The following is a 26,009-nucleotide window of genomic DNA, read 5'->3' on the forward strand; positions in this document are numbered from 1 at the left end:
ACCCTCACCCTTTCGCACAAGGAACGTCATGCTGCTCAAGAACCTGCGCCCGGCGAACGACTACGATCGCTTCGCCACCGAAACGCTCGAACCGTGGGACCTGCTGTTCATCAGCCGCATCCGCCAGCTCGCGCGCGGGATGACGCCCGGCACGATCGCCGACATCGGCACGGCCACCGGCGTCGTGCCGGTGCGGCTCGCGACCGATCCGGCGATGCGCGGCTGGCGCTACGTCGGCATCGACCTCGATCCGGCAATGCTCGACGAAGGCCGCCCGCGCATTCGCGAACTCGGGCTCGACGACACGATCGAGATGCGCGTCGGCGACGCGCTCGCGCTGCCGTTCGACGCCGGCACGCTGACGATGGCGGTCGGCCGCGCGACGCTGCACCATCTGCCCGACAAGGCGTTGAGCCTCACCGAGATGTACCGCGTGCTGGAGCCGGGCGGCATCGCGCTCGTGCACGACATGCGCCGCGACGCGCCGCAGCACCTGCTCGACCGCTTCACCGAGATGCGCGCGGCCGCCGACTATCCGCCGACCCACGTCGAGGAAAAGATCACGCTCGACGAGGCGCATGCGCTAGTGGCAGAAGCCGGTCTGACGCAGGTTGCGTCGATCTACAGCCCGAGCGCGGGGCTCGGCGCGCTCGGCTTCGAAATCCTGCTGAAGAAACCGGCGCTGGCCTGAGCGATGACCGATCTCGCCTTCCTCGCCGCACATGCCGCCGTGCGGCTCGGCGCCGACGACGTGCACTGCGCGCCGGTCGCGCCCGGCGCGACGCTGCCGCTGTGCGTGAGCCCGCGCAGCGCCGAACTCGCGACGTCGCCGGAGACGTTCGTCGCGTGGTACCGCTCGCGGCTCGACACGATCGACACGCTGCTCGATGCATGCGGCGCGCTGCTGTGGCGCGGCTTCGCGGTGCCCGACACCGCCGCGTTCGGCCGCCTCGGCGCGCTCTACCCGGCGCACGCGAACGGCTACACGGCCGGCGCCGCGCCGCGCCGGCAGATCGACGGCCAGGTCTACGAGTCGACCCGCATGCCGCCGCCGTTCAAGATCGGGCTGCACCAGGAGATGGCCTACATGCCCGCATTCCCGCGCCTCGTCGCGTTCTACTGCCGGCAGCCGGCCGACGCCGGCGGCGAAACGCCGATCTGCGACATGCGCCGCGTGACCGCGCGCGTGCCGGCCGCGCTGCGCACGCGGTTCGCGGAACGCGGCGTGATGTACCTGCGCAATTTCGCGGCGCCGGGCGACCGCGCGGACGGCCTCGCCGCCAATCCGAACCTGCCGTTCGCCGCGTACCACCGTCCGTGGGACGACGCATTCGGCACGACGGCGCGCGACGAAGTGGAACGGCTGTGCGCGGAACGCGGCGTCGGCTGCCGCTGGCTCGACGACGGCAGCGTGACCGTGTCGCACGTCGGCAGCGCGCTGCGCACGCATCCGCGCACCGGCGAGACGGTGTGGTTCAACCAGGCGAGCGCGCAGCACCCGAACCCGCGCTCGATGGGCGCGCTCAGCTATCGCTACCTGCAGCGCATGTACGGCACGCGCGCCGCGTTTCCGTACGAGATTCGCTACGGCGACGGCTCGCCGATGCCGTTCGACGATCTGGTGGCGATCTACGACGCGCTCGACGAAGAGGAACGGGCGTTCCCGTGGCAGGCCGGCGACGTGCTCGTCGTCGACAACATGCTGGTCGCGCACGGCCGCAACCCATACCGCGGCGTGCGCGACACGCAGGTCATGCTGTTCGACTGAGGATGCCGACGATGAGCGTTTCGTTTCTTGCGTCCGTGCGCGCGATGTTCGGCCCGCCCGCCGCGTTCGACCGGCCGCGGCGAGCGGGCACGCCGCCGCTGCCCGACGCGCATGCGCCGGGCGCGGCGCTCGGCGCGCGCGCGATCGACGTCGCGGCCGGCGATTTCCGCTTCTCCGCGCGCCACGTGCGGTTCCGGCTCGGCGCGATCACCGCGATCGTCGGGCCGAACGGCTCCGGCAAGACCACGCTGCTCGAAACGCTGCTCGGCTTCCGGCGCGGCGGCAGCGACGTGCGCGTGCTCGACGTGCCGGCCGAACGCTTCATGCGCGATTCGCGCTCGCTGCAGCGGATCGGCGCGCAATTGCAGAAGGTCGAGTATCCCGATCACCTGCGCGTGTCGGAGATCGTCGCGCTGCACCGCGCGATGTACGCGCACACCGATGCGGCGATCGCCGACGCGCTCGGCATCGCCGAACTGCTCGACAAGCCGTGCCGCGCGCTGTCGAAGGGGCAGCGCCAGCGCGTGGACCTCTACGTCGCGCTCGCGCATCGGCCCGAGCTGGCCGTGCTCGACGAACCGTTCACGGGCCTCGACCGCCGCTACGCGGGCGTCGTGATCGACCTGCTGCGCCACCGCGCAAGCGGCACGAGCATCGCGATGATCTGCCATTCCGAGGAAGAACTGAGCGTGGTCGACGATCTCGTGTGGGTGCGCGACGGCGGCGTGCGCTACCAGGGCGACCAGGACACGCTGCGCGCCGAGCTCGTCGGCGATGCGCGCGCGGTCCTGCATTGCCGCGACGAAGCCGATGCGCGCGCGCTGCGCAAGCGGCTCGCGGCGCTGCCCGGCGTGACCGGCGTGCGCGTGTCGGCCGCGCACGTGGTCGAGGCGTTCGGCGATGCGACGCTGCATCCGAACGTGCACCGGATCGTCGGCGAACGGGGCATCCAGCATCTCGCGCTCGCGCCGAGCACGCCGGGCGACCTGCTGCGCCTGTGCACCGAGGGCCCGAGCCATGACTAAGGTGTTCCTGATCCTCGTGCGCAACGAGCTGCTCGGCTATCTGCGCAGCCGCTCGTCGCTGTTCTGGACGCTCGTGTTCCCCGTGTTCCTGCTGAGCGTGATGCTGTTCGCGTTCGGCGGCTCCGGTTCGCTCGGCACGGCCGACATCGCGTTCGAGTTGCCCGGCGGCGCGACGCCGTACAACCAGGCGTGCCAGGCGCAGATCGTCGCCAGCCTGTCGCACAGCGACACGGTGAAGGCAACCTTCGGCGGCCACGGCGCGCCGGCCGAGCGCGTGACCGTCGTGCTCGGCGCCGACGAGCGCGCGCCGGCGACGATCCGCTACGACTTCAACGGCTCGCTCGCGGTCAAGGCGGCATCGAGAGTCGTCGAGATCGCGCTCGCGCGCTGCGCCGCGCAGCGGCTTGGGCTGCTGGCCGCGCAGGCGCGCTTCGAGAACGCGGCGCCCACGCGCCGCCCGTTCGACTACGGCGCGTTCTTCGCGACCGGCATCCTGGTGATGGCGTTCATGGCGATCGGCCTGAACTCGACGACCACCGCGATCGCCGCGCTGCGCGAGCGCAATACGTTCAAGCTGTACGTGTGCTTCCCGGTGTCGCGCGGCGTGTTCCTCGCCGCGCTGATCGTCGCGCGGATGGCGATGATGGCGCTGTCGGCGCTCGTGCTGCTGACGGTCGCGCGCGTCGCGTTCGGCATCGCGCTGCCGATCGCGACGCCGGACGGGCTGCGCGCGTTGCCGATCGTGCTGCTCGGCGCGGCGATGGTGCTGAGCATCGGCGTGCTGCTCGCCAGCCGCACGCGCTCGCTCGCGGCCGCCGAGCTCGCGTGCAACGTCACCTACTACCCGCTGCTGTTCTTCAGCGACCTGACGATCCCGATGCACGACGCGCCCGCGTGGCTGAAGGCCGGGCTCGCGTTCCTGCCGACCAACCAGTTCGCGGTCGCGCTGCGCGGCGCGCTCGTCGACGGCGCGCCGTACGCGCAGCTCGCGCCGCAACTGCTCGGCATGACCGCGTGCACCGCGCTGTTCCTGTTCGCCGCCGCGCGGCTGTTCCGCTGGCACGACGCGTGACGCGTCGCCCCGCTGTTTCGACGAAGGAGAGACACAGATGAAATCGACCCATCCCATAACCGGCTACCTGCTGCACGCGAGCAACTTCCTGCCGGCGATCGTGTTCCTGTTCTACGGCCGGCTCGGCCCCGAACAGCCGGACCTGCGCTGGACCCACGCGTTCCTGATCGGCGGCGTGCTCGCGCTCGTGCACGGCGCGTGGCTGATGCGCCGCGCGGAGCGCAACAGCATCGCGCTCGGCGTCGACCTGTTCCTCGTGATCGGTGCGGTGCTCGCGCTGGTTTCGCCGACAGGTAGCCGTCTGTGGGGCGAGGAACTCGGGCCGGCCGCGATGCTCGTCTGCGTGCTGGTGGTCGGCATCGTGCATACCGCGTGGTCGGACGGCGGCTTCGTCGACGGCACGCTCGTCGATCGCGCGCGGGCGCGTTCGCTGTCGCTCGTGCTGCTCGCCGTCACCATCGTCGCGCTCGCGGTGTCGATCGCGATGCGCAACAGCCCGCTGTGGGGCGGCGTCGTGCCGCTGATCGCGCTGGTCGTCGTACGCGGCCGGCTGCGCAAGCAGCTCGCGCGGGCAGGCTGACGATGAACGCGCTGCCCGCACACGCGGCACACGCCGCGCCGCGGCACGCGCTCGCCGCGGCGCTCGGCGACGGCTGGCTCGAAGGCGCCGCATGCGAGCCGTATGCGACCGACGTCCTGCATCACGGCGGTGTGCCGCTCGGCGTCGCGCGGCCGGCATCGACCGCCGACGTGCGCGCGCTCGTTCGCGCCGCCGTCGCGCACCGGATCGCGCTCGTCGCCCAAGGTGCGCGCACGGGCCTCGTCGGCGCGGCCGTGCCCGATCGCGGCGGCACGCAATGCGTGGTGTCGTTCGAGCGGATGCGCGCCGTTCGCGCGTTCGATCCGGCCAATCGCAGCATCACGGTCGAGGCCGGCGTGCGGCTGTCCGACATCAATCGCGTCGCGGGCGACGCCGGGCTCTGCGTGCCGATCGATCTCGGCAGCGATCCGGCGGCCGGCGGCCTCGTCGGCGCGAACGCGGGCGGCAGCCGCCTGATCAAGTACGGCGACGTGCGCCGTCACGTGCTCGGCGTCGAAGTCGTGCTGGCGGATGAAGCCGGCACCGTGATCGACGCGCTCGCGCCGCTGCGCAAGCGCAACGCGGGCTTCGACGTCGCGCAATGCTTCATCGGCGCGAATGGCGCGAACGGGCTCGTCACCGCCGTGTCGTTCGCGCTCGCGCCGCTCGAACGGTCGTCGTGCGCGGTGTTCGTCGCGTTCGCGTCGTACGACGCCGCGCTCGCCGGCCTGCTCGCATTCGAACGCGCATTCGGCGAGATGCTGTCGGCGTTCGAATTCATGTCGGCGGCGGCGGTCGATTGCATCGCCGCCGCGTTTCCCGCATTGCGCGCGCCGTTCGAGGCCGGCACGGCCGCCTGCTACGCGCTCGTCGAGATCGCGACCGGCATGCCGGGGCTCGATGCGCTGCTGGAGGAGCGCGCCGTCGCGACGCTCGACGCGCTCGCAAGCGATCGCGCGGTGCTCGACGCCGCGTGCGGGCCGGCGGAACGGTTCTGGCGCATTCGCGACGCGCTGCCGGCCGCGGTCGCGCAGGACGGCCTGCCGCTGTCGTTCGACGTGTCGTTTCCGCGTGGCGCGCTGGCAGGATTCGTCACCGATGCCGAGCGGTGGCTCGCCGCCGCGCATCCGTCGCTGCGCTGTCATGCGTTCGGCCATTTCGGCGACGGCGGCTGCCATCTCGTCGTGTCGATTCCGCATGCCAACGCGGAACGCTACGGGGCGCTGCAGCAGGTGGCGCTGCGCGGCGCGCTGTACGACCGTGTCGTGCAGGCTGGCGGCTGCTTCAGCGCGGAACACGGCATCGGCCCGGTCAATATCGCGTACTACCGCAAGCACGTGCCGGCCGCGCAACGGCAACTCGCCGGCGCCGTCCAGCACGCGATCGATCCGCTCGGCCTGGTCGGGCGGGTCCGTTACTGATGCACCGCTTCGACACCCCACGGAGAATTCGCATGATGTCGCCATGCCCGCCCTGCCCAACCGTCGCCGCCGAGCCGGACGACGATCCGTCGTCCGCGGGCATTCCCGCGCTGCCCGACTCGGGTGCGGTGGTCAACGTACGTGGCGTCGCGTATGTCATTGAATTGCCGCCGCGTGACCATGCGCGGCCGGCGCTGTGGCGCGAGCTTGCGCACTGGCGCAACGATCGGTCGGGCGATGACGCATCGGACGGCGATGCCGAGCGCGATGCACCACCGGGTTAGGTGAGCGTTCGCGTCGCTCCGTGCGGTCGTGACGAGCGGCCGCACACGGTCGTCGTCGATGTCGATACAAGCGGGACTGCTGCTACCGGCGCCGATGCCGATGACCCACACCGCTTCACGCGGCGCGCCGAACACGGCCGCGTCGGCAGGCGGCTCACCCCGCCCGCGCCACCCGGAAGACCGACATCGCGACCTGCATCGACCCGGCCTGCTGCTCGAGCGCCGTCGCGGCGGCACTGGCCTGTTCGACCAGCGCCGCGTTCTGCTGCGTCATCTGATCCATCTGCGTGACGGCCTGGCCGACCTGGTCGATGCCCGCGCTCTGCTCGACGGTGGCCGTCGTGATCTCGGTCATGATCGTCGCCACGCGTCGCACCGACGACACGATCTCGTCCATCGCGCGCCCTGCCTGCGTCACGAGCGCATTGCCGTCGCGCACGTCGTCGATCGACGCGCCGATCAACTGCCGGATCTCCCGCGCGGCGCTCGCGCTGCGTTGCGCCAGCGTGCGCACCTCGCCCGCGACGACCGCGAAGCCGCGCCCGTGTTCGCCCGCGCGAGCCGATTCGACCGCCGCGTTGAGCGCGAGGATATTGGTCTGGAAGGCGATCCCGTCGATCATCCCGGTGATCTCCGCGATCTTCTGCGAGCTCGCGTTGATCACGCCCATCATGTCGACCGCGCGGCCGACCAGTTCGCCGCCGTGCTGCGCGAGGTCCGCCGCGCTTGCCGCGAGCGTGCTCGCCTGCTGCGCATTGTCCGCGTTCTGGCGCACCGTCGACGTCAACTGCTCCATGCTCGCGGCCGTTTCCTCGAGCGACGCCGACTGCTGCTCGGTACGGCTCGACAGGTCGAGGTTGCCGGCCGCGATCTCGCGTGCGGCCGTATGGATCGCATCGCTGCTGTCGCGCATGCCGGTGACGGTCGCCGCGAGCCCCGCCTGCATCCTCTTCATCGCCGCGAACAGCTGGCCGATTTCGTTTCGGCCGGCATCGGGCACCGTCACGGTCAGGTCGTTCGACGCGATGCGGTCGAGCAGCGCGGCCGCGTTCGCGAGCGGCCGCGACACGATCGCGCGCAGCGCGAAGTGCGTCGTGACGATCAGCGCGAGCGCCAGCGCGACGCCGATCCCGACCATCGCGATGATGCGCGTATAGGCGGCGTTGTCGGCGTCGATCGAGTCTTGCGCGAGCTGGTTGGCGATGCGCTGGAATTTCTCGACGTTCGCCGAATACACCTGACCGGCGAGCGTGATCTCCTTGTCGTTGATCGCCGCATACGCGGTGGTGTCGCCGTTGCGTAGCGCGTCGGCCGCACGCGCGAGCACGCTCGCGAGATGCGTCGACGACTCGACGAGCGCCTGCTTCAGGTCCGCGCCGAGGTTGCCGACCGGTGCGGCATCCTTGAACGCCTGCGTTTCCTTCGCGGAAAGATCGAACGTGCGTTGCGCGCTTTGCAGCGCCGAGTCGCGCTGCGCCGGATCGTCGTGCTCCTTCAGCGCCGAATACGCACGGACGAGCGCCGAGCGGGTACGCGTGCTGTCCTTGTAAGCGTCGTTGACGAGCGACGTCTGCGTCGCGATTTCGTGCAGGCGCTTCGCGTTCGTGTTCGCGCTGCCGAGCGCGACGATCCCGACGATGCCGCCGACGACGATCATCGCGGCGAACGCGGCGAGCACGGCAAGCAGACTGCTTTTCACTTTCAGATCACGCATGGCGAATCGACTCCCGAAGTTATCCCTTATCGGTTAACGACGGCGGCTGCTCCAACTTGAGTCGATCGACCGGTAGTTCGCGGCGCGGGCGAGTGTGCGAGTGCGGTTGCATTCCGTTCGCGAAACGGGCGGCACGCGATCGATGCCGCCCGTTGCGCCGCACACCGAATCAGTTCGTCCCGTCGTACGTGACGATCTCGACCCAGTTTGCGCCCTTGCCGACCGGATACTTGCCGATTGCGTCGAGATGTCCGGTAACGCGATCGATTCGGTACACGGCCAACGTCGGCGACAGTTGCCCGGCCGCGAGCAGATACCTGCCCGACGGATCGATCGCAAAGCCGCGCGGCTGCGGTTCGGTCGCGAACGTGCCGATCTGCGCGAGCGTGCCCGACTTCGCATCGACGCGATACGCGGCGAGCGTGCTCGACGTGCGCTCCGATGCGTACAGGAAGCGCCCGTCCGGCGTCAGATGCAGGTCGGCGCCCCACGGCTTGTCGCCGTGAAAATCGGGCGGCAGGATCGACACGGTCTGGATCGCCCGCGCATCGGCGCCGCCGTGCGACAGCGCGAGCACGTGCAGCTTGCCGTCGAGTTCGTCGATCAGGTAGGCGAACCGCCCGTTCGACGAGAACACGAAATGGCGTGGACCGGATTTCTCCGGCAGCCGATACGCAGGCTCGCCCGTGTCGGTCAGCGTGCCGGTCGACGCATCGAACGGCAAGCGCAGCCACGCGTCGGCGCCGAGCACCGACGCGAACGCATAGCGGCCGTCCGGCGACGGGCGGATCGCATGCGCCATCGGGCCGGTCTTCACCGTCTGCTGCACGTCGCCGGCCACGCCGTCCGCGCCGATCCGGTTCACCGCGAGCAGGTTGCCGCCATACGACGCCGAGAACAGGTAACGGCCCGACGCATCGGTCGACACGTACGCCATGCTGTCCGCGAGCGGCGCGCGGCCCAGCTCGCTCAGCCGCCCGTCGAGCGGATTGATCGCGAAGCTGACGACGCGATACGGCGTCGAACGCAATGCCGCGTACAGGCGCCGATGATCGGGCGACAGCGCCATCGGCATCACGGCGCCGCCGACCGGCACGGTTTCGATCGCGGTCAGCGCACCGGTCGCCGTATCGACGCCGAACACCGAGATGTCGCGGCTGTCGCTGTTCGACACGTACGCATACGTCGCCGCGTGTGCCAACGAAGCCACCATCGTCAACGCGGCCGCCGCCACGGCGCGCCGCAGGAGAGTCGTTTTCATGGAAGTGACGTGAAGTGAAGAAAGTGAACCGTGGATGCGACCGCGGCGCCGGACACCCTCGGTCGTCCGGCGCCGCGACGGGCGAAGCGTGCGATCAGAACACGGCGTGCCCGCTGATCACGCTCGGCAGCCACGTCGAGAAGAACGGCATGTACGTGACGATATTGATCGCGCTGAAGATCGCGAGGTAGTACGGCCACGCCATCTTCGTGGTCTCGCCGATCGACACGTTGCCGATCGCGCAGCCGACGAACTGCACCGAGCCGATCGGCGGGTGCACGAGGCCGAGCGAGCAGTTCAGCAGCAGCATGATGCCGAACTGCACCGGCCCGACCCCGCACGCCATCGCGATCGGCAGGAACAGCGGCGTCGTGATCAGGATGTGCGCGGCCATGTCGACGAACGTGCCGAGGAACACCTGGATGATGTTGATGTACAGCAGCATCAGCCAGGGCGCGGCGGTCGACTGCTTCAGCAGCCCTTCGATCGCATCCGGAATCTCCAGGTACGACATCTGGAAGCGCAGCATGTTGGACACCGCGATCAGCAGCAGCACGACGCCCGTCGTGCGCGCCGCATGCGACAGCGCGCGGCGCAGCTTCTCGGCCGTCAGCGTGCGGTAGACCACCGCGGTCAGCACGAGCGAGTAGACCACGGCGATCGCGGCCGCTTCGGTCGCGGTGGCGATGCCCTTCGCGACGCACACGAGAATGATCGCGATCACCATCAGCCCGGGCACCGCGCCGACGAAGCTGCGCAGCACCGCATACCAGCCGGGAAACCGCGGCAGCGCGGACGAGCCGTCCTCGCGGCGCGGATAGCCGTGACGCACGGCCTGCCAGTATGCGGCGGCGAGCACGAAGCCCATCACCCACAACACCGGCAACAGGCCCGAGAACAGCAGGTCGCCGATCGACACGCCGCTCACAGGCTGGCCGTGCAGCATCCCGGTGATGCCCTGCGCGGCGAACGCGTAGATGATCATGTTGGTCGACGTCGGCATCAGCGCGCCGGCGAGCGACGCATGCGTCGTCACGTTGACCGCGTACGCGGCGCTGTAGCCTTCGCGCTTCATCAGCGGAATCACCACGCCGCCCATCGCCGACGTATCGGCGGTCGGCGAGCCCGACACGCCGCCGAACAGCGTGCACGCGACGACGTTCGCCATCCCGAGGCCGCCGCGGAAGTGGCCGACGGTCGCCTGCGCGAAGCGCAGGATCCGGTCCGCGATGCCGCCGTGCAGCATCAGTTCGCCGGAGAAGATGAAGAACGGCACCGCGAGGAACGAGAACGCGTTCATCCCCGAGATCATCGCCTGCATCGCGGTCGCGATCGGCAGGCCTTCGACCATGTAGGTCAGTACGCACGCAATGCCGAGCGCGAACGACACGGGCACGCCGAGGACGAGAAAAATCAGAAAACTGACGGACAGGATCGCGAGTTCCATGGCGTTATTGTCCCGACGAAGAACGACGAAGCGCGAGCAGGTGCTCGAGCGAGAAGAGGATGATCGCAACCGCCGCGGGCATCGTGATCAGGTAGCGCACGCCTTCGGGCAGCCCGATGATCGGGATGCGGTCGCCCATCGTCTCGGCGGCCATGCTGCCGCAGCCGATCACGATCATGATCGCGAACGCGATCAGGCTCAGGTGCTGAATCGCGATGACGACCGTGCGCGCCTTCGGCGACAGCCGGCGCACCAGCGAATCGAGGCCGATATGCCCGCCGTCGCGCACCTTCATCGCCGCGCCGAACATCGCGATCACGATCACGAGCAACAGCGCGATCGGCTCGACGAAATCCGGCGCGTTGTCGAACACGTAGCGCATCACGACCGCGTAGAACACCAGCACCGTGAGCACCGCGAGACACGCCGACGCGATTCCCGCCAGCACGCGGAACAGCACGTCGTTCACGCAGCGCAACAGCGGCGCGGCGTGCGGCCGCGCGGGCCCCGCGCCGTCCGGGGCGGCAGCCGGCGAGCCCGCGGCCGCCGCGCCGTTCAGGGAAGTGCGACGCGTCACTTGGTTGCCTCGATCTCGTCGACGATCTGCTTCATCTGCGGCGTCTTTTCATACTTGGTCCACAGCGGCTGCATCGCCTTCACGAACGCCGCGCGGTCGACCTGCGCGGCCGGCACGATCTTCGCGCCGCCTTTCGTCACCAGTTGCTGCGCGGACGCCTCGCGCGCGGTCCACAGCTTCTGGTAGTACGGTACCGAATCGGCCGCCGCCTTCCTGATCGCCGCCTGCTCCTGCGGCGACAGCGTGTCCCAGACTTTCTTCGAGAACACGAGCACTTCGGGCGTCATCGCGTGCTGCGTCTCCGAGTAATCGGGCGCCACTTCGTAGTGCTTGGTTTCCTCGTACGACGGCAGGTTGTTTTCCGCCGCGTCGACGAGGCCCGTCTTCAGCCCCGTGTACACCTCGGCGAATGGCATCGGCGTCGGCGTGCCGCCCATCGCCTTGATCTCGTCGACCATCAGGTCGGACGGTTGCACGCGCACCTTCAGCCCCTTCATGTCGGCCGGCGTGCGCACCGGGCGCTTCGCGTAGATCGAGCGCGCGCCGCTCTCGTAGAACGTCAGCGCGATCATCCCCTTCGCGGTGAACGCGTCGAGGATCTTCTGGCCGGCCGGGCCGTACATCGCCTTGCGGAAATGGTCGACGTCGCGGAACAGGAACGGAAACGACGGGATCAGCGATTCCGGCACGATCTCGTTGAACGACGCGCCGTTCACGCGCGCCATGTCGATCGCGCCGATCCGCACCTGGTCGACCGTGTCCTTCTCCGAACCGAGCGCGCTGTTGCCGAACACCTTGATCGAATCCTTGCCGCCCGTCTGCTTCGACAATGCCTCGCCCATGAACTTCACGGCCATGTTGGTCGGGAAGTTGTCGCCGTGCACGTCCGCCGAGCGGAACACGCGCGCGTGCGCGGACATCGCGAAGCCGGTCATCAGCGCAACCGCCAGGGCGGTACGGGAGCCGGTGAATCGGTGCTTCATGGTGAGTCTCCTTGATGGTCGATCGTTGTTGTGCGGCGATCCGTCGGCACGCACCTGCGTCGCCGGGGCGCTTCGTCGGACCGCGGAGTCATACGTCGTATGATGTGTTGAGCGAATGTACGTCGGTTAATCGTTTAACTCACTCGGTGCATACCCCTATAACCTTTACCATCACGGGTCTTTTGCAGAAATCGGGGAACTGTATTCCCAGTATCTCAATTGTTTCGAGAAACGTTTTCCGGCGGCGAATCAGCAGGCGGTCGGACGCTGGCACCGCAGCCTCCCCGCATCCGACAGCCTTCTTTCGCTTCGCATCTCCACGTTATAGGATGACTGATCAGGCGACGCATTCGATCGATCCGGCCGGCGCGCCTACGGCAGCGAGGCGCTCGTCGGGCTCCCTGGAATGGATCGGCCGAATCCGTACGGGGTCCACGCGGGAGCGGCGCTATGACACGCGAGCGATCCGTCGCCGTCGCGCGCGGCCCGGCAGGCAGGTACGCGCGATGCTCGCCCGGACAGCGTGCCACGCGAAAGGAGCCTGTGATGTCGACCACGAAGCCATCAGCGATACCCGACCCGGCTACCCCGCCGAACGCCGGCGACGAAGGCCCGGCGGACGCGCCGGGCGTCGGCGAGGACACGTGCCGCGTGTGCCGCGGCACCGGCCGGGTGGAGGGCCAGCCGTGCACCGTCTGCGGCGGGACCGGCAAGATACTGCAGGGAATCGGCGGCGGATAGAGCCCGACGCGGCCGCGCCGGCGCGCATCGGTCGCTCAGGTCTGCATGACCAGCGACGTCAGTTGCGCGGCGCGGGCCACGTCGGTTTTCGTGTAGATCGACTTGATCTGCGCGCGGACCGTGCCGATCGATACGCCGCGCAGCGTCGCGCATTCCTGCGGCGAGCGCCCGTCGCAGCACAGCAGCACGGCGAGATCGGCCTCGGCCGACGACAGCCCGTAGAACACCCGCAAGCGCTGCGCGCGCGCCGCCGGCGAGCGCAGGTCGGCGGCCGTCATCAGCGCCGCGACTCCGGGCCGTTCACGCGCGAGGCGCGACTGTTCGGGAACGGGAATCAGCGCGAGGGGCAGCGGCTCGCCCGTCGCGCGCCGCAGCAACAGCCCGCCGCGCGCGAACGCATGTCGCCATTGCGCATCGTCGACGCAGCCTTCCGGCGCAAAGCGCCCGTTCACGATCCGCAGCGCCGGTTCCGCGGCGATCAGCTGATCGGCCGCGCGGTTCGTATAACGCAACTCGCGTCGCGCGCCGAGCAGGAACACCGGCACCGGCACGGCGTCGAGCGCGGATTCCGCGGCGGCCACGCGCGCCTCGAGCTCGCCGATGCGTGCGTGGATCCGCAGCGCCCGGCTGATGTGCGCGCCCATGATTTCGATGGTGCGGCGCTGGTCGTCGGACAGGCCCTGCGCGTCGGGCCCGCTCTGTACGCTCAGGAACGCGCCGGCGCGCTCGCCGCGGTGGATGTACAGGCCCGAGATGCTGCCGAGCCCGAACGGCTGCAGGAATTCCCGATAGAACACGCCATGTGTGCGCTGCCGCACCGACAGGTGCTTGACGTCCTCGAACCAGCGCCCTGCCGGCCAGTCGGCGGCAACCGGCACGACCGGGTCGTACAGGTAGAACTCGGTGTTGTAGCTGCGGTGGCACGCGGCCACCCATGACGAATCGTCGCCGGCCGCCCGCTCGATCGCCGGCACCCGCGCCGCATCGTCGAACGACAGCAGCGTCGCCATGCGTACGCCGACCGACAAACGCAGCCCGTCCAGCACCGCTTCCCATCGTTGATCGCCCAACGCCGCGGCGTAGACGTCATCGATCCATGCCGATGGAATCAACCCGTTCGTCTGCATCTGACCACCCCGCGCCGTGCGTTTATGTCGAACGCCGTTCGCGAATCTTACTCAATCGGTCTGGTTGTTCAAATCGGCGATGCGGGTTTGGTCGAAATACCACGTCTGTTTCCGCTTCTCGTCAGACGTAATGGTCGTTTTCGACACGGCGACGCAATCCGTGTCGACTCAGGCGACTGCCTGCGCGGTGCAGGCCGAGCGGGATGGCGGCCAGGTAAAGCAGCGACGACGACGCGATGGACCGCGTTTCGCTGACCTGCCCGACGATGTGCTTACTTCATCGCCGCGAACCGCGCTTCCATCGCGTCGATCTTCGCGAGCACGGCTTCGCTCAGCTTTCTGACGTGACGCGGCACGTTGGGCGTCGACAGCAGTTCCTCGATACGCCCGCGCCAGTAGCGCGGATGCCGGACGCGACCCGGGCCCGACATCGACACGTCGTCGACGTCCGTCTCGCTGTCCAGCAGCGCCACCATTCTCTGGATGTGAGAGAGCTCTCGTTCCACATAGTCTCGTGCGAGCATAGTGATTGACATTCCCCGAAATACGACATCAGACCTACCGCGATCCATGCGCGATCACCCGCGGCGCCAACCACGCACCGCGCACGTGGCGCATCGGCGCACGCGACGACCGCGTCGATCGCCGCGAAACGGCAGGCCTGCTCGATTGTTCTGGTGATATCCGGTCTCCGGTGCCTTGTTGACCATCGTAGGCGTACCGCTCGGCGCCGGCATCCCCAAAAGTGGGGATGCCGGCCGATATGGGCCGGGAACGGCTTCCGGAAATGACGGGGTGGAAAAACGGCGGGTGCGTCACGGCGCGACAGATTCCCGACAACACGATGGCGCGCGTTGCGGCGAGTCGCGCGGGTTTCACATCTGACGAATGGAGCGCCGGCAAGCCCGGCACGATCCGCTCTTTCCGCGCGGACCTGCTCGAACCCCGATCGCACGCCGACGCGATGGCCGATTGCGGCACGGTGTTCCCTCCCGCGTCGCCCTTCACGATCACGGTCGGCGATCCGCGGAAGGCGCTGGCCGATCCGGCGGCGCTCGGCACGCGCACCGTCTCGAGACGGCAAAACCGTACGCCGTCGCCTGCGGCGTGTCGTGCCGACCAGCAGTTGCGCCGCGATCTCCGGCGACAACGCCTATCTCGCGGCGACGTCCGATGGTGTGTTCACCGAAGCAACCTGGGAACACCGGTTCGTCGCTGCCCCGTCAACCCGGTTCGTATTCGAAGACGGTTGCCGGGCGCGAAGGATGGAAGATCGCCGCAAAGCGGCTCGTTCCGTCGGCCCGGCCACTCCGGATCAACCGACAGCGGCGCCGCGATTCAGCCCGAAGATGAAATCGGCTTCGACCGCCGCGCCCTTCGGCAATTGCAGCACGCCGACCGACGAGCGCGTATGGACACCGGCGTCGCCGAGCACCGCGTACAACACGTCCGACGCGCCGTCGGCCACTTCGCTTTGCATCGTGAAGCCCGGTGCGCTTCGCACGTACACGGTCATGCGCGGCACCGTCGCGATCGCATCGAGCGTGCCGCACTGGTTGCGGATCAGCGACAGCGCACGCAGCGCCGAGATACCGGCCGCGCGGCGGCCGTCGTCCAGCGAAACGGATTCGCCCACGATACCGACGAAATGCACGACTTCCCCGATTCGCGGAATCTGGCCGGCAATGTAGGCCGTCCTGCCATCGACCAGAACCGGCGTGTACTTTCCGCCAATGCGGATCGTTTCGTCCGGATCGAATCCGAAATCGGCGGCGACCTGTTTCAGTCTGTCATCCCTGTTCATCAGTGAATTCCCCAATCCTTCTGAAAAGAGATAAAGAATAATTGAGTCTCAGAAGCTTGTCCCGCATGAGAGGATCGGACGCAAACGATCCAATCGAACCACTTCTCAGGTGTTCGAAGCAGTCGCGCATTGCCATATCGACAATGGAATCCGTAGTCGGCGCAATTTTCTTCATCATTCGGGCTGAAACCGCTATCATGTATGGACACAACCTGAAGAGTGATATATGGCAACTTACAAGGAACTGAAAGCCCAAATGGATGCTTTGGCCGAAAAAGCCGAAGCAGCGCGCGTCGCGGAATTCCAGGCGATCGTCGACGACATCCGCACCAAAGTCGCGGAATACGGCATTACCGAAAAAGACATTTTCGGTACGCGCCGCGGTCGGCCGTCCAAACAGGCGGGCGCCCCCGTGCAGGCGAAGTATCGCGATCCGAAGACCGGGGCGACCTGGTCGGGCCGCGGTCGCGCGCCCGCATGGATCAAGGATGCGAAGAATCGCAATCGATTCCTGATCCAGGAATAAGATTCCCGCCCTGTGCCGGCGCGCGATTCCACGCGCTGTCCGGCGATTGCGGCATTGATTGGGGCATCGATACCGGCGGTATTCCAAGGCCGCACCGGTAGACGAGGTTTTGCCCGATCGGCGTGTCGCGCGCCGGCCTATCGACCGCGCGTGCCGCACGCCAATCCTTTCTTCAGCGTTCGTAATAGACGGCAAGCCAGACGGTTGGCACTTCGTCATGCGTCCACGCGACACGATGGCGGCAATGCGGCTCGATCAGCACGTAATCTCCGGCGTGCATGTCGAGCCGCGTTGCATCTTCTTCGAATTCGAGCACGGCCGCACCGGACAGCAGCACGACCCATTCGGCCCGCGGGTCGTCATACCAGAATCCGTCCGGGCTCGCGTGCCCCATCGATACGATTCGCTCGACATTCACGCGCGCGCCCGTCACGAGCATGTCGATTCGCTCGTCGCCGCCGCGCCGCCCTTCGACGCTGAATAAATTACCGGTTTGAAGTGGCATGGCTTCGTCTCGTCGTTGACTGTCGGGTAAAGGATGCGGGTTTAAAGGCGACCGGAAATGTCCGCTGCACGCTGACGTCGCCCGGGTTTGCACGAGTGCCGTTAAAAGCCGCGTCAAAAAGATGAAGAATGACGGCGATTTCACCGGCGCTCATTCGTTGCAGCGATAAAGCACGCACCCGGCATTCTTTTAGCGGCGCGCACGTCACCACGGGCCATTTCGGTTAAAGCGGGCCGACATCCGGCCGGCCTGCGCAGCGTCGAGCCTGGGCCGTTCACGCGAATAACGGGCTTGCGAACGTGCGTCGATCGACGCATTTTCCGTTCGCTGTCCGGCATGAGCAAGCATCGGCCCGTACATTCATTCTTTATTTCGATTCGCGGTTGCGTTTGCCCGATCAGCGACGATATTGTCCGGGCCATCGATATCGATACAGGCGCCAACGAAGTGCCGGCCCTCGCGGCGCCCGGCATCGATTGGCGCGTCGCGCATCCGGGCACGCGTCTTCGCCGGTCGTTTGAAATCCCGCCCGGCGGCTCGCGTCAGACCATCGCCCTCAACCACCCCAGCAACGCCGCCTGCGCACTCCCGTCCGCCACCGGCGCCGGCGTCAACAGGTAGTAATCCGATCCATCCTCGACAAATCCCATCGGGGCAACCAGTACTCCGCTTTCGATATCGTCGCGCACCAGGTGCCACGGCCCGATCGCCACCCCCAGCCCCGCGACGGCCGCCTGCAAACTGAAGTAGAAGTGATCGAACCGCTGCCCGCGCCGGCCCGCGGCCGGCTGATTCGCGGCCACCGCCCATGCATTCCACGCGTCCGGCCGCGTCCGCGCATGCAGCAGCGCTGCGTCGTGCTTCAGCGCACGGGCGCCGCGACGCGACGCAAACCACGCGCCGACCTTGTCCGGCCGGCAAACCGGCCCCACCCGTTCGGCGAACAGATGCTCGGCGTGATACGCCGCCGGCCACGCGAAATCGTTGCGACGAATCGCCATGTCGATACCGCCGTCGAACGAGAACGGCCCGCCTGCGGCGGCCAGATGGATGTCGATGCCTGCATGCCGCGCCTGGAAATCCGGCCAGCGCGGGATCAGCCAGCGCATCAGCAGCGTCGGCTCGCACGACAGGACCGACCGCCGCGTACGGGCGGCCTCGGCGCGCAACGTGTGGGCGGCGTGACGCATCAGCCCCAGGCCATCGTGGACGGCCTGGGCGAGCGTGCGGCCCGCCTCGGTCAGGAACACGCGACGACTGCGCCGCTCGAACAGCGCCACACCCAGATCGTCCTCGAGCAGACGTACCGCGCGGCTGACCGCGCCGTGGGTCAGGCACAGCTCGTCGGCCGCGCGGGTGAAATTCTCGTGGCGCGCCGCCGCCTCGAAGCAACGCAGCGCCATCAGCGACGGCAAGCCGGTACGGATAGATTGTGATTCAGACTCACCATTCCGGTCAGAAATCATCGTTTTTCCCGATGAAGCATGGTGGGTAGGATTGTGCCACCAAGACATCGATCGCGGGAGCGACGCCATGACCGAGTTGATAGTCGTAGTCACCATTACGCTGCTGGCCGTCATCAGCCCCGGCCCGGACTTCGCGATGGTCACGCGCAACAGCCTGATGCTGTCGCGTCGTGCCGGCGTGCTCACCGCATGCGGGATCGGGCTCGGCGTGATCGTCCACGTGAGCTACACGCTGCTGGGCGTCGGGCTCCTGATCCGTCAGTCGCTGTGGCTCTTCAATGCCGTCAAGCTGATCGGCGCGATCTATCTGATCTACCTCGGCGCAAGAATGCTCATGACGAAAGCCGGCGATGCGCAAGCCGACGCCGCCGTCGCGCCGCTGTCCGATCTCGCCGCGCTGCGCACGGGCTTCCTGACCAATGCGCTGAACCCCAAAACCACGGTATTCATCGTCAGCCTGTTCATGCAGGCCGTCCGGCCCGACACGCCGTTGATCGTGCAGATCGGCTACGGCGCATTCATCGTGGGTGCACACGCCGGCTGGTTCAGCCTCGTGGCGATCTGTTTCTCGGCCACGCGTGTTCGCGATCGCCTGCTGTCGCTGCGGCACTGGATCGACCGCACGTTCGGATGCCTGCTGGTGGGCTTCGGCGTCGCGCTCGCCATCGCACGTGGCGGGCGCTGACGCTCGACCCGCGGCGCATGCGCGGCGCCGATTGCCCGACGCGCGTATGCACGGCGCTCGTATGCACGACGCCCGTATGCACGGCGCCGACAACGTCAAAACGTACGCGCGATCGCCCGTGCTTCGTCGATCGCCCGGCTCCGATCGACCTTCCCGTCCGGGCCGAACAACGTGCGCTCGACGACGATCCCGGTGATGTCCGTCACGCCCACGAACTTGAGCCACGTTTCCATGTAAGGGCGCTGCAGATCGAACTCGGCGGCCGGCGTAAACGACCCCGGCGACTGATAGGCAAGCCCGCGCGCGTAGACCACCGCCGCCTTTTTCCCGGCCAGCTTGCCGGTAAAACCCGTTTCGTCGAACGTGAACAACACATCCTTCTGCGAGATCACGTCGATCAGGTGCTTGAGCTTGTACGGAATGCTGAAATTCCACAGCGGCACGCCGAACAGAAACCTGTCCACTTCGTGGAACGGCGCCGCGAGCCGTTCGATCTGCCGCCACGCGGCCGCCTGCTCCGGCGTCAACGCCGTGCCGCTCAATCCCGCATATTTCGCGGCAAGCGCGGCCCCGTCGAATTCGGGCATCGGCAGATCCCAGATGTCGAGCTTCCGGATCTCGTGATCGGGATGAGCCTGCCGGTAGGTGTCGAGAAATGCATCGCACACCTCGATGGATGCCGAATAGGCCTTGTTGGGTGAGCCTTCGATATAGAGCACGCGTGTCATGGAGCCGGTCCTTGTCAGGAGTGACGGCGGCGCGCCCCATGCGCGCTCGCCCACCGTGCTTCGCAGCCTAGCGGGTGAGCCTATAATCTGGAAACGATATTAATTGATCAAATTAACCCGGATGGGTGATGAATGAATCCTCCCCTCGATACGGCGCTCCTTCATACGTTCGTCGCGGTCGCCGACGTGCGCAGCTTCACCGGCGCCGGGCGCCGGCTGAATCTCAGCCAGTCCGCGGTCAGCGCGCAGATCGTTCGCCTCGAAGAACAGGTCGGGCAGGCGCTGCTCGTGCGCAATACGCGCAGCGTCACGCTGACCGGGCATGGCGAAACGCTGCTCGGCTACGCGCGCGCGATGCTCAACCTGAGCGAGGAAGCGCGGGCAAGGCTCGGAACGGATCGAGCGGCCGACGTCAAGCTGAGGATCGGCGTATCGGAGGACTTCGCGGGCGGCTGGCTGCCCGACCTGATGCGCCGCCATGGCGCCGCCCGGCGCGGCCTACGGCTGGATCTCGCCGTCGATATCGGCGACAGCCTGTTTCGCCGGCACGCACGCGGCGAATTCGATGTCGTGATCGGGAGCCGCTGCTCGCACGCGGGCCACGGCACGACGTTGTGGCAAGAGCCGCTCGCCTGGGCATTCGCGCGCCACGAGCCGCTTCCGGAAGGCGACGTGCCGCTCGCGTGCTTCCCCGATCCGTGCCCATACCGCGGCGCCGCGATCAAGGCGCTCGCGCTGGCCGGCATGCGCTACCGGATCGCGTGCGAAAGCCCGAGCGTGGCCGGCGTGCTGGCGTTCGCACGGGCCGGCATCGCGATCGCGCCGATGCCGCGCAGCGCGATCGACGACACGCTGCGGGAACTGGGGCCGCCCGAGGGCTTGCCGCGGCTGCCCGATATGGAATTCGTGATGATGCACGACCCGCGGATGCCGGCGGCCGTCGAATTCGCCGCGACGATTCTGGACGAGACGGCGGCCCGCACGGGCGCCGGCAAGCGTCGCCATCGTCACGGTGTCACGCCTGCATGAACGCCCACGGGCCGCGGCGCCGGCACATGCGGAAGGCCGCGCGTCGTGCGTGGCGCGGCCGCGGTGCTACCGCGCGGGACGCAACGCGAAACCCGTCAGCGCGCCGGCGACACAGAGCACGCCTACGTACAGTTCCGGCGCGTGCGGATTCGTCTTCAGCATCAACGACACGAACACCGGCGTGAGGCCGCCAAACAGCGCATACGCGACGTTGTACGAAAACGAGATGCCGGAAAAGCGTACGGCCGGCGGAAACGCGCGCACCATCGCGACCGGAATGGCCGCCACCGCACCGACGAAGAAGCCGCACGCCGCGTAAAGCGGCAGCAGCAGCGACGCATCGACGGCGAGCCGCGCGGCCATCAACCAGAACGATGCACCCAGCAACAGGCAGCCGACGAAGATCGTGCGCGCCGTGCCGATTCGCCCCGCGATCGACCCGGCGACGACGCATCCGATCGTCAGGCAGAACGTCGCGGCCGAATTGGCCTGCAGCGCGAGCGCGGGCGCGATATGGAAGCGCTTGGCGACGAGCGTCGGCGTCATCAGGATCACGACGACGATCGCCGCGGTGAGCGTCCAGGTGAGAATCATCGACGCGATCACCGCGCGGCCGTGGTCGCGCAGTACCGTCTTCAACGGCGCCTCGGCGACGAGCGCCCGGTTCCGCTTCATTTCGACGAATACGGGCGTTTCGTCGAGCCAGCGCCGCAACAGCGCCGACAGCACGCCGAACAACCCGCCGACGACGAACGGCAGCCGCCACGCATACGCGTCGATCGCGGCCGGCGAATAGTGATGGTTGATCGCGGACGCGATCAGCGAGCCGAGCAGGATGCCGAGCGTCAAGCCGCCCGTGAGCAGCCCGCACGCGTAGCCGACATGGCGCGGCGGCACGTGCTCGGCCACGAACACCCACGCGCCAGGCACTTCGCCGCCCACCGCCGCCCCCTGCAACAGCCGGCACACCAGCAGCAGCACGGGCGCGGCGATCCCGAGGGACGCGTAGGTCGGCAGCAGGCCCATCGCGAGCGTCGGCAGCGCCATCAGCATCACGCTCAGCGTGAACATCCGCTTGCGGCCGACGAGATCGCCGAAGTGAGCCAGCACCACGCCGCCGAGCGGCCGCGCGAGATAGCCGGCGGCAAAAATGCCGAAGGTCTGCAACTGGCGCAGCCAGTCGGGAATCGCGGGCGGAAAGAACAGCTGGCCGATGACGGCCGCGAAGAACACGTAAATCACGAAGTCGTAGAACTCGAGCGCGCCGCCCAGCGCCGCGAGCACGAGCGTTCGGTGATCGCTGCCGGTCAGCGGGCGGTTCGGTACGGCCGGAAGCGAAAGCGGATGGGTGGAATTCATCTTCTGAAAAGGTCCGGGGGAAGGGGAAGCGGGTGACGCCAACGGTGTGCTACTGGCTAACAACACCTGAGCAGTAGCGGTCATTCCATTGCGTGACGATGATTCGGCACACGGTTCGAGATCGATCGCCGCCCCATCGGGAATAGTTGGCGCGACTCGCGTGTTCTATACCAATGGGTGGGCCCGTTGGCCCGGCCCGTCACATGCGGATACCGCATGCATGACACGTCGACGGTTTTCCATCTGGAGCAATCATGCGGTTTGCGGTTCTCGGCGCCGGCGCGGTCGGCTGCTACTTCGGCGGCATGCTCGCGCTGCACGGCCACGATGTCGTGTTCATTGGCCGGCCGCTTCACGTCGACGCGATCCGCGCCCACGGCCTGCGCCTGCATACGCGCACGTTCGACCAGCGCGTGCCGGTCGACGCATCGATCCAGACCGACGCGGCCCGATCGGCCGAGGTCGTCCTCGTCTGCGTGAAGTCCGGCGATACCGCCGACGTGGCACGCGCGTTGCGCGACGTGCTGGCCCCGCACGCGATCGTGGTCAGTCTGCAGAACGGCGTGGACAACGCCGCGCTGCTGCGCGCCGAGCTCGACCGCCCCGTCATTTCGGCTGCCGTCTACGTGGCGAGCGAGATGGCCGGCCCGGGTTATTTGCTGCACCACGGCCGCGGCGATCTCGCGATCGAGGCGTCGCCGTCCAGCGAACGGCTCGCGCACGTGCTGCGCGAAGCGGGCATTCCGACCCGGATCGACGACGACGTGCGCGCGACGCTCTGGCGCAAGTTCATGCTGAATTGCGCGTACAACGCAATTTCCGCGATCGTGCATCTGCCCCTCGGCGAGATGCCGCATCGCGACGCGCTGCGCGCGACGATGGGCGCGGCCGTCGCCGAGTGTCTCGCCGTGGCGGCCGCCGAAGGCGTCCATTTCACCGAAGGGCCGGCGGAGATCGTCGCGCAAATCGAAGCGACGATTCCCGCCGGCCAGTATTCGTCCACCGCGCAGGATCTCGCGCGTGGCAAACCGTGCGAGATCGACCACCTGAATGGCGCGATCGTGCGGCGCGGGCTGGCCGCGGGCATCGATACGCCGGTTAACCGGACGCTCCATTTGCTCGTGAAGATGCTCGAAGCGAAGGCCGCCGCCCGCGCGTGACGGGCGGCGGTCGATGCAAACGCGCTTGCGCCGTGCAGGTTCGCCGCACCGCTCCCCGGTCGGCCCGCTTCGTCACCGGGTCGCGGCGTTTGCCGTTGCGCAGCGCCGGATACCGCCGGTCATCCCCGTTCGGCGAACAATCGCTCGAGCGCGGCGGCGATGCCTGCACCGTACGCCGGGTCCGCCCGCGAGCAGTTGTCGATGTGACGCTGCCGCACCGCCGGCGACACGCCGGCAATCTGCCGTGCGGTGGTGTCGAACAAACGCTGCCGCTGCCGTGCGTCCATCAGTCGGAACAAATCGCCGGGCTGCTGGTAATGGTCGTCATCGACGCGATGATCCCAGTGCGCGGCCGCGCCGTCGAGTTCGAGCGGCGGTTCGTCCTGTTGCGGCCGGTCCGACCACGCGCCGCTGCTGTTGGGCCAGTACGCGGGCGCGCCGCCGAGATTACCGTCGGTGCGCATCGCGCCGTCGCGGTGGTAGCTGTGGAACGGGCACTTCGGCGCGTTCACCGGAATATGCGCGAAGTTCACGCCGAGCCGGTATCGCTGCGCATCGCCGTAGGAAAAGAGGCGCGCCTGCAACATCCGGTCGGGCGAATAGCCGATGCCCGGCACGACGTTCGCGGGCGAGAACGCGGCCTGCTCCGTCTCGGCGAAGAAATTGTCCGGATTGCGGTTCAGTTCGAATTCGCCGACCTCGATCAGCGGAAATTCGGCCTTCGGCCATACCTTGGTCAGGTCGAACGGGTTGAACCGGAATGCTTTCGCCTGCGCATCGGTCATCACCTGAATGTACAGCGTCCAGCGCGGGAAATTGCCGGCCTCGATGCTGTCGTACAGATCGCGCTGATGGGTTTCGCGGTCCTTCGCGATCAGCGCCTCGGCCTGCGCATCGGTCAGGTTCTCGATGCCTTGCTGCGAGCGGTAGTGGAATTTCACCCACGTCCGTTCGTTCGACGCATTGATCATGCTGTAGGTATGGCTGCCGAAGCCGTGCATGTGCCGGTACGAGCGCGGAATGCCGCGCTCGCTCATGACGATCGTCACCTGGTGCAGCGCCTCGGGAAGCAGCGTCCAGAAATCCCAGTTGTTTTCCGCGCTGCGCATGCCCGTGCGCGGGTCGCGCTTGACGGCATGGTTGAGATCGGGAAAGCGCAGCGGATCGCGAAAGAAGAACACCGGCGTATTGTTGCCGACGATATCCCAATTCCCTTCCTCGGTGTAGAACTTCAGCGCGAAGCCGCGGATGTCGCGCTCCGCATCGGCCGCGCCGCGCTCGCCGGCCACCGTCGAGAAGCGGACGAACATCGGCGTCTGCTTGCCGATCCCGGAGAACAGTTTCGCCTTCGTATACCGCGAAATGTCGTGCGTCACGGTGAAGGTGCCGTATGCGCCGGCACCCTTCGCATGCATCCGGCGCTCCGGGATCACTTCGCGATCGAAGTGCGCGAGCTTCTCGATCAGCCAGACGTCCTGCAGCAACGCGGGGCCGCGCGGGCCGGCCGTCTGGATGTTCACGTTGTTGCTGACTGGTGCGCCGTTCGCATGCGCAAGTTCGCGCGGAACCCGATTCTCTGACATGTCCAGTTTCCCCCAACCGTCTGCGGTTTCGATTCGTCAGTCGCGCGCATCCCGCCACGGGTTCAGGTATCGCGCGTCGTGAGGACGGCCGTCGGCCGATCCATGCATCGATTAGAAACGGGCGATGTATCCGGGATTTGTCTGGCGTGTATCCGTTTGTACGCGCCGCGCCGTCACGCCTGTTCGGACCATGCCGGCACGCACCCGCGATGCGGTGAAGCCGTAGCGGCGGCGTCGCGCGCCGCACGGGATCGCCTCATCGCGACATCGCGGTGCCGACAACCTCGGCGTGCCCCTTCGTGTTGCTTACGATCGTTCATCGGCGGCGATCCGCTCGCCGAGCGCGCCGAGGTCCGTCTCGCCGGACGCCGCGATCAGCGCGTAGGCCAGGCTGGCCCGGCGCCAGGTCACGACATCCATGTTGCCGACCTGCCGACGGCCGGGCGCGGTATCGGGTCGTTCGTCCTTCATCACGCACAGCGCGACGGGCAGGCCCTTCTCGGGCAGATAGACGATCTGCACGAGCGGCTTGCGGTTGAAGTTCAGGCGCTGGATGCGCTTGAACGTCAGACCGGCCGCGCGCAAGTCAGGAATCCGGATCGGCAGCCCGTCGACACGGTGAACGCTGTCGACCGTACGCGCGACGGCAGCGAGATTCGATGCGTCGGACGCCACCGTATCGCGCGTGTACAGCTGCTGGCAGTTCACGGCCGCCGTGATCCATGGCGACATCGTCGCCTGCGCGGTCACGGATTCGCGCTGTGCCGCGACATCGCGCACAGCCGTGTCCGGGGCGTAGCGCAGGATGGCGCCGCAACTGAACGCGCCGGCGACGAAGGCCACCGCGAGCCACGGCACCATCGCACGCATGGGTGAGCGCCCGGGCGGCGAGGCCGGCACCGCGGCGCGCCGATCGTCTGCGTTCGCGAACGGCGCCGCCGGCGCGGCATGCGCGTGCGCGAGCCCGTCGACCTCGCGGACGAGGCGCGGCGGCACGGGCGGCACCGGCTGTCGCTCGAACGCACGGCGATACGGCAACACCGACGCTTCGAACAACGCAACGCGCGCGGCGATCTCTGCCGACGTTTCGATCGCCCTGTCGACTTCGGCGCGTTCATGCGGCGCAAGTTCGCCATCCACGTATGCCATGAGCAGGATGTCGTC

At 67.8% G+C, this 26,009-nt stretch carries 26 protein-coding genes; 12 read left to right on the top strand and 14 right to left on the bottom strand.

Going from position 1 to position 26,009, the window contains the following annotated elements; genetic code table 11:
• Positions 1-28 precede the first annotated feature (28 nt).
• The 7 genes from CFB52_RS29550 to CFB52_RS29580 are packed head-to-tail and all read left to right on the top strand — an operon-like array spanning position 29 to position 6,150.
• Positions 29-691, top strand: coding sequence for a class I SAM-dependent methyltransferase (locus CFB52_RS29550; RefSeq protein WP_059579171.1), 663 nt, complete (start codon positions 29-31; stop codon positions 689-691).
• Positions 692-694: 3 nt separating this feature from the next.
• A complete protein-coding gene (locus tag CFB52_RS29555) occupies positions 695-1,768 on the top strand; it encodes a TauD/TfdA family dioxygenase (RefSeq protein WP_059579174.1) in 1,074 nt (357 codons plus the stop codon).
• Between the two features lie 11 nt (positions 1,769-1,779).
• Positions 1,780-2,793, top strand: a complete 1,014-nt coding sequence (locus CFB52_RS29560; protein WP_059579610.1) for an ATP-binding cassette domain-containing protein — start codon at positions 1,780-1,782, stop codon at positions 2,791-2,793.
• Positions 2,786-3,865, top strand: a complete 1,080-nt coding sequence (locus CFB52_RS29565) for an ABC transporter permease (RefSeq protein ID WP_099318235.1) — start codon at positions 2,786-2,788, stop codon at positions 3,863-3,865. Before CFB52_RS29560 ends, CFB52_RS29565 begins: the two co-directional genes overlap by 8 nt.
• A 37-nt stretch (positions 3,866-3,902) precedes the next feature.
• Complete coding sequence (locus tag CFB52_RS29570; protein ID WP_089465930.1) at positions 3,903-4,445, top strand: permease; 543 nt, start codon at positions 3,903-3,905, stop codon at positions 4,443-4,445.
• 2 nt (positions 4,446-4,447) lie between these two features.
• A complete protein-coding gene (locus CFB52_RS29575; RefSeq protein ID WP_089465931.1) occupies positions 4,448-5,866 on the top strand; it encodes an FAD-binding oxidoreductase in 1,419 nt (472 codons plus the stop codon).
• A 32-nt stretch (positions 5,867-5,898) separates the two neighbouring features.
• The gene (locus tag CFB52_RS29580; protein ID WP_059579186.1) at positions 5,899-6,150 is read left to right on the top strand and encodes a hypothetical protein; all 252 of its coding nucleotides are present in this window, start codon (positions 5,899-5,901) and stop codon (positions 6,148-6,150) included.
• A gap of 154 nt (positions 6,151-6,304) precedes the next feature.
• Here the strand turns inward: CFB52_RS29580 and CFB52_RS29585 are convergent, their stop codons facing one another.
• The 5 genes from CFB52_RS29585 to CFB52_RS29605 form a co-directional block, all read right to left on the bottom strand.
• Positions 6,305-7,864: a methyl-accepting chemotaxis protein gene (locus CFB52_RS29585; RefSeq protein WP_089465932.1), complete on the bottom strand. Its 1,560-nt coding sequence runs from the start codon at positions 7,862-7,864 to the stop codon at positions 6,305-6,307.
• A 169-nt stretch (positions 7,865-8,033) separates the two neighbouring features.
• Positions 8,034-9,125, bottom strand: a complete 1,092-nt coding sequence (locus tag CFB52_RS29590; protein WP_099318236.1) for a beta-propeller fold lactonase family protein — start codon at positions 9,123-9,125, stop codon at positions 8,034-8,036.
• Positions 9,126-9,219: 94 nt separating this feature from the next.
• On the bottom strand, positions 9,220-10,572 hold the full coding sequence (locus CFB52_RS29595; RefSeq protein ID WP_059579193.1) for a TRAP transporter large permease: 1,353 nt from the start codon (positions 10,570-10,572) through the stop codon (positions 9,220-9,222).
• Between the two features lie 4 nt (positions 10,573-10,576).
• On the bottom strand, positions 10,577-11,149 hold the full coding sequence (locus CFB52_RS29600) for a TRAP transporter small permease (protein WP_059579196.1): 573 nt from the start codon (positions 11,147-11,149) through the stop codon (positions 10,577-10,579).
• Positions 11,146-12,132: a TRAP transporter substrate-binding protein gene (locus tag CFB52_RS29605; protein WP_089465933.1), complete on the bottom strand. Its 987-nt coding sequence runs from the start codon at positions 12,130-12,132 to the stop codon at positions 11,146-11,148. The genes CFB52_RS29600 and CFB52_RS29605 overlap by 4 nt, the downstream gene beginning before the upstream one ends.
• Before the next feature lie 546 nt (positions 12,133-12,678).
• Here CFB52_RS29605 and CFB52_RS29610 point away from each other — a divergent pair.
• Positions 12,679-12,873: a hypothetical protein gene (locus CFB52_RS29610; protein ID WP_081066444.1), complete on the top strand. Its 195-nt coding sequence runs from the start codon at positions 12,679-12,681 to the stop codon at positions 12,871-12,873.
• A 35-nt stretch (positions 12,874-12,908) separates the two neighbouring features.
• Here the strand turns inward: CFB52_RS29610 and CFB52_RS29615 are convergent, their stop codons facing one another.
• The 3 genes from CFB52_RS29615 to CFB52_RS29630 form a co-directional block, all read right to left on the bottom strand.
• Positions 12,909-13,943, bottom strand: a complete 1,035-nt coding sequence (locus CFB52_RS29615) for a helix-turn-helix transcriptional regulator (RefSeq protein WP_256940237.1) — start codon at positions 13,941-13,943, stop codon at positions 12,909-12,911.
• Positions 13,944-14,272: 329 nt separating this feature from the next.
• Positions 14,273-14,524, bottom strand: coding sequence for a hypothetical protein (locus CFB52_RS29620; protein ID WP_059639011.1), 252 nt, complete (start codon positions 14,522-14,524; stop codon positions 14,273-14,275).
• 791 nt (positions 14,525-15,315) lie between these two features.
• Entirely contained in the window at positions 15,316-15,804 is a 489-nt protein-coding gene (locus CFB52_RS29630) for a RidA family protein (protein ID WP_099318237.1), read from the bottom strand.
• 226 nt (positions 15,805-16,030) lie between these two features.
• Here CFB52_RS29630 and CFB52_RS29635 point away from each other — a divergent pair, with 226 nt between their 5' ends.
• On the top strand, positions 16,031-16,330 hold the full coding sequence (locus CFB52_RS29635) for an H-NS family nucleoid-associated regulatory protein (protein ID WP_059579211.1): 300 nt from the start codon (positions 16,031-16,033) through the stop codon (positions 16,328-16,330).
• Positions 16,331-16,502: 172 nt separating this feature from the next.
• Here the strand turns inward: CFB52_RS29635 and CFB52_RS29640 are convergent, their stop codons facing one another.
• Positions 16,503-16,835: a cupin domain-containing protein gene (locus CFB52_RS29640; RefSeq protein WP_099318238.1), complete on the bottom strand. Its 333-nt coding sequence runs from the start codon at positions 16,833-16,835 to the stop codon at positions 16,503-16,505.
• A gap of 542 nt (positions 16,836-17,377) precedes the next feature.
• Positions 17,378-18,301: a LysR family transcriptional regulator gene (locus tag CFB52_RS29645; RefSeq protein ID WP_099318239.1), complete on the bottom strand. Its 924-nt coding sequence runs from the start codon at positions 18,299-18,301 to the stop codon at positions 17,378-17,380.
• Positions 18,302-18,368: 67 nt separating this feature from the next.
• Between CFB52_RS29645 and CFB52_RS29650 the strand changes: the two genes are divergently transcribed.
• A complete protein-coding gene (locus CFB52_RS29650) occupies positions 18,369-18,986 on the top strand; it encodes a LysE family translocator (protein WP_099318240.1) in 618 nt (205 codons plus the stop codon).
• Positions 18,987-19,081: 95 nt separating this feature from the next.
• Here the strand turns inward: CFB52_RS29650 and CFB52_RS29655 are convergent, their stop codons facing one another.
• A complete protein-coding gene (locus CFB52_RS29655; protein WP_099318241.1) occupies positions 19,082-19,714 on the bottom strand; it encodes an FMN-dependent NADH-azoreductase in 633 nt (210 codons plus the stop codon).
• 132 nt (positions 19,715-19,846) lie between these two features.
• On the opposite strand from CFB52_RS29655, the gene CFB52_RS29660 reads away from it, so the two are divergent.
• Positions 19,847-20,743: a LysR substrate-binding domain-containing protein gene (locus CFB52_RS29660; RefSeq protein WP_059579224.1), complete on the top strand. Its 897-nt coding sequence runs from the start codon at positions 19,847-19,849 to the stop codon at positions 20,741-20,743.
• Between the two features lie 66 nt (positions 20,744-20,809).
• Here the strand turns inward: CFB52_RS29660 and CFB52_RS29665 are convergent, their stop codons facing one another.
• The gene (locus CFB52_RS29665) at positions 20,810-22,102 is read right to left on the bottom strand and encodes an MFS transporter (RefSeq protein WP_059639005.1); all 1,293 of its coding nucleotides are present in this window, start codon (positions 22,100-22,102) and stop codon (positions 20,810-20,812) included.
• A 254-nt stretch (positions 22,103-22,356) separates the two neighbouring features.
• On the opposite strand from CFB52_RS29665, the gene CFB52_RS29670 reads away from it, so the two are divergent.
• Entirely contained in the window at positions 22,357-23,262 is a 906-nt protein-coding gene (locus CFB52_RS29670) for a ketopantoate reductase family protein (protein WP_059579231.1), read from the top strand.
• Between the two features lie 119 nt (positions 23,263-23,381).
• On the opposite strand, the gene CFB52_RS29675 is transcribed toward CFB52_RS29670, so the two are convergent.
• Positions 23,382-24,845 (bottom strand): catalase, encoded by a 1,464-nt coding sequence (locus CFB52_RS29675; protein WP_059579234.1) that lies wholly within the window; start codon positions 24,843-24,845, stop codon positions 23,382-23,384.
• 306 nt (positions 24,846-25,151) lie between these two features.
• On the bottom strand, positions 25,152-25,994 hold the full coding sequence (locus CFB52_RS29680) for an anti-sigma factor (protein WP_257220751.1): 843 nt from the start codon (positions 25,992-25,994) through the stop codon (positions 25,152-25,154).
• Positions 25,995-26,009: the final 15 nt, after the last annotated feature.

The organism is Burkholderia sp. AU18528 (assembly GCF_002223215.2).
Classification (GTDB): Bacteria; Pseudomonadota; Gammaproteobacteria; order Burkholderiales; family Burkholderiaceae; genus Burkholderia; species Burkholderia semiarida.

Bases quoted from the DNA above. Each gene is read 5' to 3' on its own strand.
- CFB52_RS29550 (WP_059579171.1), top strand. From the start codon at position 29: ATGCTGCTCAAGAACCTGCGCCCGGCGAACGACTACGATCGCTTCGCC.
- CFB52_RS29555 (WP_059579174.1), top strand. From the start codon at position 695: ATGACCGATCTCGCCTTCCTCGCCGCACATGCCGCCGTGCGGCTCGGC.
- CFB52_RS29560 (WP_059579610.1), top strand. From the start codon at position 1,780: ATGAGCGTTTCGTTTCTTGCGTCCGTGCGCGCGATGTTCGGCCCGCCC.
- CFB52_RS29565 (WP_099318235.1), top strand. From the start codon at position 2,786: ATGACTAAGGTGTTCCTGATCCTCGTGCGCAACGAGCTGCTCGGCTAT.
- CFB52_RS29570 (WP_089465930.1), top strand. From the start codon at position 3,903: ATGAAATCGACCCATCCCATAACCGGCTACCTGCTGCACGCGAGCAAC.
- CFB52_RS29575 (WP_089465931.1), top strand. From the start codon at position 4,448: ATGAACGCGCTGCCCGCACACGCGGCACACGCCGCGCCGCGGCACGCG.
- CFB52_RS29580 (WP_059579186.1), top strand. From the start codon at position 5,899: ATGATGTCGCCATGCCCGCCCTGCCCAACCGTCGCCGCCGAGCCGGAC.
- CFB52_RS29585 (WP_089465932.1), bottom strand. From the start codon at position 7,864: ATGCGTGATCTGAAAGTGAAAAGCAGTCTGCTTGCCGTGCTCGCCGCG.
- CFB52_RS29590 (WP_099318236.1), bottom strand. From the start codon at position 9,125: ATGAAAACGACTCTCCTGCGGCGCGCCGTGGCGGCGGCCGCGTTGACG.
- CFB52_RS29595 (WP_059579193.1), bottom strand. From the start codon at position 10,572: ATGGAACTCGCGATCCTGTCCGTCAGTTTTCTGATTTTTCTCGTCCTC.
- CFB52_RS29605 (WP_089465933.1), bottom strand. From the start codon at position 12,132: ATGAAGCACCGATTCACCGGCTCCCGTACCGCCCTGGCGGTTGCGCTG.
- CFB52_RS29610 (WP_081066444.1), top strand. From the start codon at position 12,679: ATGTCGACCACGAAGCCATCAGCGATACCCGACCCGGCTACCCCGCCG.
- CFB52_RS29620 (WP_059639011.1), bottom strand. From the start codon at position 14,524: ATGCTCGCACGAGACTATGTGGAACGAGAGCTCTCTCACATCCAGAGA.
- CFB52_RS29630 (WP_099318237.1), bottom strand. From the start codon at position 15,804: ATGAACAGGGATGACAGACTGAAACAGGTCGCCGCCGATTTCGGATTC.
- CFB52_RS29635 (WP_059579211.1), top strand. From the start codon at position 16,031: ATGGCAACTTACAAGGAACTGAAAGCCCAAATGGATGCTTTGGCCGAA.
- CFB52_RS29640 (WP_099318238.1), bottom strand. From the start codon at position 16,835: ATGCCACTTCAAACCGGTAATTTATTCAGCGTCGAAGGGCGGCGCGGC.
- CFB52_RS29645 (WP_099318239.1), bottom strand. From the start codon at position 18,301: ATGATTTCTGACCGGAATGGTGAGTCTGAATCACAATCTATCCGTACC.
- CFB52_RS29650 (WP_099318240.1), top strand. From the start codon at position 18,369: ATGACCGAGTTGATAGTCGTAGTCACCATTACGCTGCTGGCCGTCATC.
- CFB52_RS29655 (WP_099318241.1), bottom strand. From the start codon at position 19,714: ATGACACGCGTGCTCTATATCGAAGGCTCACCCAACAAGGCCTATTCG.
- CFB52_RS29660 (WP_059579224.1), top strand. From the start codon at position 19,847: ATGAATCCTCCCCTCGATACGGCGCTCCTTCATACGTTCGTCGCGGTC.
- CFB52_RS29665 (WP_059639005.1), bottom strand. From the start codon at position 22,102: ATGAATTCCACCCATCCGCTTTCGCTTCCGGCCGTACCGAACCGCCCG.
- CFB52_RS29670 (WP_059579231.1), top strand. From the start codon at position 22,357: ATGCGGTTTGCGGTTCTCGGCGCCGGCGCGGTCGGCTGCTACTTCGGC.
- CFB52_RS29675 (WP_059579234.1), bottom strand. From the start codon at position 24,845: ATGTCAGAGAATCGGGTTCCGCGCGAACTTGCGCATGCGAACGGCGCA.
- CFB52_RS29680 (WP_257220751.1), bottom strand. From the start codon at position 25,994: ATGGCATACGTGGATGGCGAACTTGCGCCGCATGAACGCGCCGAAGTC.